This is a genomic window from Gramella sp. AN32, from assembly GCF_023718305.1.
GTDB classification, from domain to species: Bacteria; Bacteroidota; Bacteroidia; order Flavobacteriales; family Flavobacteriaceae; genus Christiangramia; species Christiangramia antarctica.
Window position 1 is genome coordinate 1 of record NZ_QEYO01000036.1, and the last position, 5,351, is coordinate 5,351.

The 5,351-nt window shown below is 35.5% G+C and carries 4 protein-coding genes; 2 read left to right on the forward strand and 2 right to left on the reverse strand.

All coding sequences use genetic code 11. The features are described from left to right. Window positions 1–222: 222 nt before the first annotated feature. Entirely contained in the window at window positions 223–1,287 is a 1,065-nt protein-coding gene (locus DHD80_RS19650) for an IS110 family transposase (protein WP_251743174.1), read from the forward strand. 549 nt (window positions 1,288–1,836) lie between these two features. Here DHD80_RS19650 and DHD80_RS19655 read toward each other — a convergent pair. Continuing rightward, a complete protein-coding gene (locus DHD80_RS19655) occupies window positions 1,837–2,712 on the reverse strand; it encodes a hypothetical protein (RefSeq protein ID WP_251743175.1) in 876 nt (291 codons plus the stop codon). Window positions 2,713–2,877: 165 nt separating this feature from the next. Here DHD80_RS19655 and DHD80_RS19660 point away from each other — a divergent pair, with 165 nt between their 5' ends. After that, the gene (locus DHD80_RS19660) at window positions 2,878–3,942 is read left to right on the forward strand and encodes an IS110 family transposase (protein WP_251743174.1); all 1,065 of its coding nucleotides are present in this window, start codon (window positions 2,878–2,880) and stop codon (window positions 3,940–3,942) included. Between the two features lie 486 nt (window positions 3,943–4,428). Here DHD80_RS19660 and DHD80_RS19665 read toward each other — a convergent pair whose 3' ends face one another. Continuing rightward, on the reverse strand, window positions 4,429–5,079 hold the full coding sequence (locus DHD80_RS19665; RefSeq protein ID WP_251743176.1) for a DUF4468 domain-containing protein: 651 nt from the start codon (window positions 5,077–5,079) through the stop codon (window positions 4,429–4,431). Window positions 5,080–5,351: the final 272 nt, after the last annotated feature.

The following is a 5,351-nucleotide window of genomic DNA, read 5'->3' on the forward strand; positions in this document are numbered from 1 at the left end:
GGTTTAATGCCTTCTCCTATAAGACGACACTGGTAGGTCGGTTCTACCATCTTAATTATAGTTCACAATGACTATTTATTGCCGGTCATTGCTTGCTCGGCACACTATCGCAAGTTGCGGGAGTAGGCCCTATGTTTGTATAAAGAATAAAAGCATAAGTTTCAGATAGTTATTTTAATATAGTAATATCTAGTCACTTACTTACTTTAAAATCCAAAACCTATGCAGACACAAAGTACACAATTCGATTTCACCGGCCAAAAAATTTATGTAGGCATCGACACGCACCTTAAGAGCTGGAATGTAACGGTTATGATGGATCCTTATTACCAGAAAACCTTTTCACAAAATGCGAATGCTAAAACCCTCTTCAACCATCTACAGGAGAATTATCCCGGAGGTAGTTACTTTAGTGCTTATGAAGCTGGCTTTGCGGGTTTTATGCCTCATTACCGTTTAATGGGCCTGGGTATTGAATCTATTGTGGTGAACCCTGCAGATATTCCCACGACCGGAAAAGAAAAGGTTCAAAAGAATGATTCGAGAGATAGTAAAAAAATCGCCCGTTCGCTAAAGAACGGTGAATTGACCCCCATTTATATTCCCTCGCTCCAGACCCTGGCGGATAGGAGCCTTGTTCGCTTGAGAAAAACCATTGCCAGAGACCTGGCAAAAACAAAGACGCAGATCAAATCTTTCCTTTATTGCAGCGGGATTGATATTCCGGAAGAGTTGAGCAAGGATAACTGGACCAGGAAATTCATCAAATGGCTTACAGAAATGGAGATTGGCCCTTTCAGGGAAACCCTGGATGGTCATTTAGCTAAGTACCATTACTTTTATGCGCAAAAGCTCGATATAAACCGAAAAGTCAAGGCACTTTCTGTCACTGCCCGGTATAGGGAAAATATGGAACTTCTACAATCCATACCGGGAGTAGGTTATATCACGGCCATAACTTTCCTCACAGAGATAGAAAACATAAAAAGGTTCAAAAGCCTGGACAGGCTATGTGGTTTCATAGGACTTGTGCCATCTACCAATTCTTCCGGAGGAAACGAAAGAATCGGAGAAATCACTCCCAGAGGGCATCGTATTCTCAGGGATATTATGATAGAAGCCTCCTGGAAGGCAATAGGAAAAGATCCGGCCCTGGGAGCCACCTATTCAAAACTTGGCCATAGAATGAAACCCAATAAGGCGATCATACGCATTACTAAAAAAATATTGAGCAGGATGAGATTTGTCCTGAATAACCAAACCAGATATGAACTGGGATATAAATAGGATTAACAGAGTGATTTATAAAACAGCTATTTCCAAGTGTGACCGTTTCCGCGTCCCTGCAGCGTTCACGACTGTCATTTAGTAGACTACGGCGCACTTATTTATATAAACTAAACAAGACGATGCAGCTCCTTAGAGTCTGTTAATAGAAGGCTGTTTTATAATATTACAATTACTGATTAAGCTATAAGACCTTGAGTTTTCTTAGCCATGGAGGACAATGAATAAATTTAAAAAGGTCCCTTGTTGAATAGGGACCTCTATTCATCGTCGAAAGCCTTATTGCTGTTGAGTTGCTCTCCAGCAGCGCTCAATTCCCCTTCAGGCTAACATGTTAAATATAGGAAAAAAGTCGTCTGAAATTTGATTTACAACATAGAAGCAGCGCTCAATTCCCCTTCAGGCTAACATGTTAATATAGGAAAAAAGTCGTCTGAAATTTGATTTACAACATAGAAGGGACGCGTTCTTGTCGGCTTAGTTGTTTTTTACTTGGTATCTAAAATATTACTTTTCACAAGAATGCCCGCTATTTGCGCTTAACCGATGTTATGCATCGTCTTGTTCTATGATTTTATCTAAAAGATTATTTATTTCTTTAAACTTAATAATATCATTTTTGAATACTTTTTCAATTGATATTTTCATTTCTTCAATATCATCATATGCAGCTATTATTTGATTTGAAATCAAATTAATCTCATTAGCTTTTTCGCTAAATTGAATAAACGGTACAATTTCCTTAGCTAATGGAATAAGGTGTTTTTTAATTAATAAGGGACGATTAATCATTTTTATAGCTTCACCTTTTTCATTAAGTTCAAACACTTCTGAATCTTTATTCAAATTTTTTGTCCAATTGGCATAAAATCTTTTATAAGAATCCTCTTCGTTCTGATCAGCCATTGAAGAGAAAAATTTATTAGTTCTCAAAAGTTGCCATTTCGAATACTGTGCCTCTTTTTCCAAGTAGTTATTTCTAAAAAAATTGATCTCATTAGTAAAGTATGAATGATAATCTCCAAAGAAATTTGCATCAATTAATAAATCTTTTAAATTCTGTATTTTCTGTTTTTTTTCTTGATTATAATATCTAACCAAATCAACGATGTTTATTTTATTAATAAACTTATCATTAAGAGAAGCGGAAAGTATCGGATTAGAAAAGTTGTCATTTTCTAAGTTTTTTATAAAATTTTCAAGATTTTGTATGGTTGATAGAATAGCATTATTTAGATCTGGCAATGATAATTGAAAAAATACATAAGCATCTTGTGCACTATCTTTTCTTTGGTTTTTATAAATCTTAAAAGCGATAGCAAATCCAATTAATGTTAGTAAAAATCCGATAGAACCAATTAGTATAGACCATTGATTACTGTCTAAACTCCAGCTTTTAAAAATAAAATAATATTCTTCTTCCAATTAAAATAATTTTTTGTTCAGATTCGATGATGCATAACGGTCTTGTTTAACGCAAGTGGCGTGGAGTAGGCCCTATGTTTGTATAAAGAATAAAAGCATAAGTTTCAGATAGTTATTTTAATATAGTAATATCTAGTCACTTACTTACTTTAAAATCCAAAACCTATGCAGACACAAAGTACACAATTCGATTTCACCGGCCAAAAAATTTATGTAGGCATCGACACGCACCTTAAGAGCTGGAATGTAACGGTTATGATGGATCCTTATTACCAGAAAACCTTTTCACAAAATGCGAATGCTAAAACCCTCTTCAACCATCTACAGGAGAATTATCCCGGAGGTAGTTACTTTAGTGCTTATGAAGCTGGCTTTGCGGGTTTTATGCCTCATTACCGTTTAATGGGCCTGGGTATTGAATCTATTGTGGTGAACCCTGCAGATATTCCCACGACCGGAAAAGAAAAGGTTCAAAAGAATGATTCGAGAGATAGTAAAAAAATCGCCCGTTCGCTAAAGAACGGTGAATTGACCCCCATTTATATTCCCTCGCTCCAGACCCTGGCGGATAGGAGCCTTGTTCGCTTGAGAAAAACCATTGCCAGAGACCTGGCAAAAACAAAGACGCAGATCAAATCTTTCCTTTATTGCAGCGGGATTGATATTCCGGAAGAGTTGAGCAAGGATAACTGGACCAGGAAATTCATCAAATGGCTTACAGAAATGGAGATTGGCCCTTTCAGGGAAACCCTGGATGGTCATTTAGCTAAGTACCATTACTTTTATGCGCAAAAGCTCGATATAAACCGAAAAGTCAAGGCACTTTCTGTCACTGCCCGGTATAGGGAAAATATGGAACTTCTACAATCCATACCGGGAGTAGGTTATATCACGGCCATAACTTTCCTCACAGAGATAGAAAACATAAAAAGGTTCAAAAGCCTGGACAGGCTATGTGGTTTCATAGGACTTGTGCCATCTACCAATTCTTCCGGAGGAAACGAAAGAATCGGAGAAATCACTCCCAGAGGGCATCGTATTCTCAGGGATATTATGATAGAAGCCTCCTGGAAGGCAATAGGAAAAGATCCGGCCCTGGGAGCCACCTATTCAAAACTTGGCCATAGAATGAAACCCAATAAGGCGATCATACGCATTACTAAAAAAATATTGAGCAGGATGAGATTTGTCCTGAATAACCAAACCAGATATGAACTGGGATATAAATAGGATTAACAGAGTGATTTATAAAACAGCTATTTCCAAGTGTGACCGTTTCCGCGTCCCTGCAGCGTTCACGACTGTCATTTAGTAGACTACGGCGCACTTATTTATATAAACTAAACAAGACGATGCAGCTCCTTAGAGTCTGTTAATAGAAGGCTGTTTTATAATATTACAATTACTGATTAAGCTATAAGACCTTGAGTTTTCTTAGCCATGGAGGACAATGAATAAATTTAAAAAGGTCCCTTGTTGAATAGGGACCTCTATTCATCGTCGAAAGCCTTATTGCTGTTGAGTTGCTCTCCAGCAGCGCTCAATTCCCCTTCAGGCTAACATGTTAAATATAGGAAAAAAGTCGTCTGAAATTTGATTTACAACATAGAAGGGACGCGAACTTGTCAGCTTTGTTGTTTTCTACTTGGTCTCTAAAATAACACTTTTCACCACAATGCCCGATATTTGCTGTTAAACGATGTTGGCAAACGTTGATTACCACTCGTCTTTTGATTCCGATTTTACGGACTGTTCAATAGATCTCATTGTTGCTTTAACATCTTTAAGAAGATTATTATTCAATTCTTCGAACATTGGTTTTGTCAAAGATTTAAATTTTTCTCTTTTCTTCTCTCCAATCATTCCTTTTTTTAAATTCTCATCTATTATTTCATTATAAAAATTTAAACTTTCTGTATTAACTCCCGTAAAACCAACATTTTTAAATACAATATCATTATATCCAGCATCTTCACTTGCTATATCTGTTATCCTATAAATAATACGATATTTATTATCCTTTATATTGATTTCTATTAAATGATTAAATTGGGTTGTTAGATTATCCGTCATATATTTATTATTTGGATAAAGAGATTTCATATTGTTTGCATAGGACACTTCATTTATTCCTTTAATTATTATTGTTCCCGATTCCTTGTCATTTAATTGGATAACATTTTTAGACGAGTTATAATTTATGGAAATCCATTTATTGATAGATGAAAATAATTCAGATTGATTTTGATCTTTCACTTCAAAAATTCCAGTAACTATTTTTTCTTCTAATTCATATTCTTGGGCATGCCCGTTAATGGAAGTCAAAATTATTAGTAGAATTCCATAAATTAAATTCATTTTTTTCATATTTTATTTTTGTTTTAATGTTTGCCAACGGTAACGTATAAGAATAGTAGCGGATTTTCATCCACTTACTTTTCGGGTTTATACTGCTGTTTGATTTATGATTTTCATTTTGTTTTAGCAATTAAACAGCTATTATTTTTATACAATGTTGAACTAAACCTAAAGGTAGCTTCAAGCAATCATTAGATCACTATTCACTACCTTTAAGTAGGTATTAACATAAGATTGAAAGTTATGAAAAAAAAGTAGTACCCTCATTGAGAGGGCCTGTA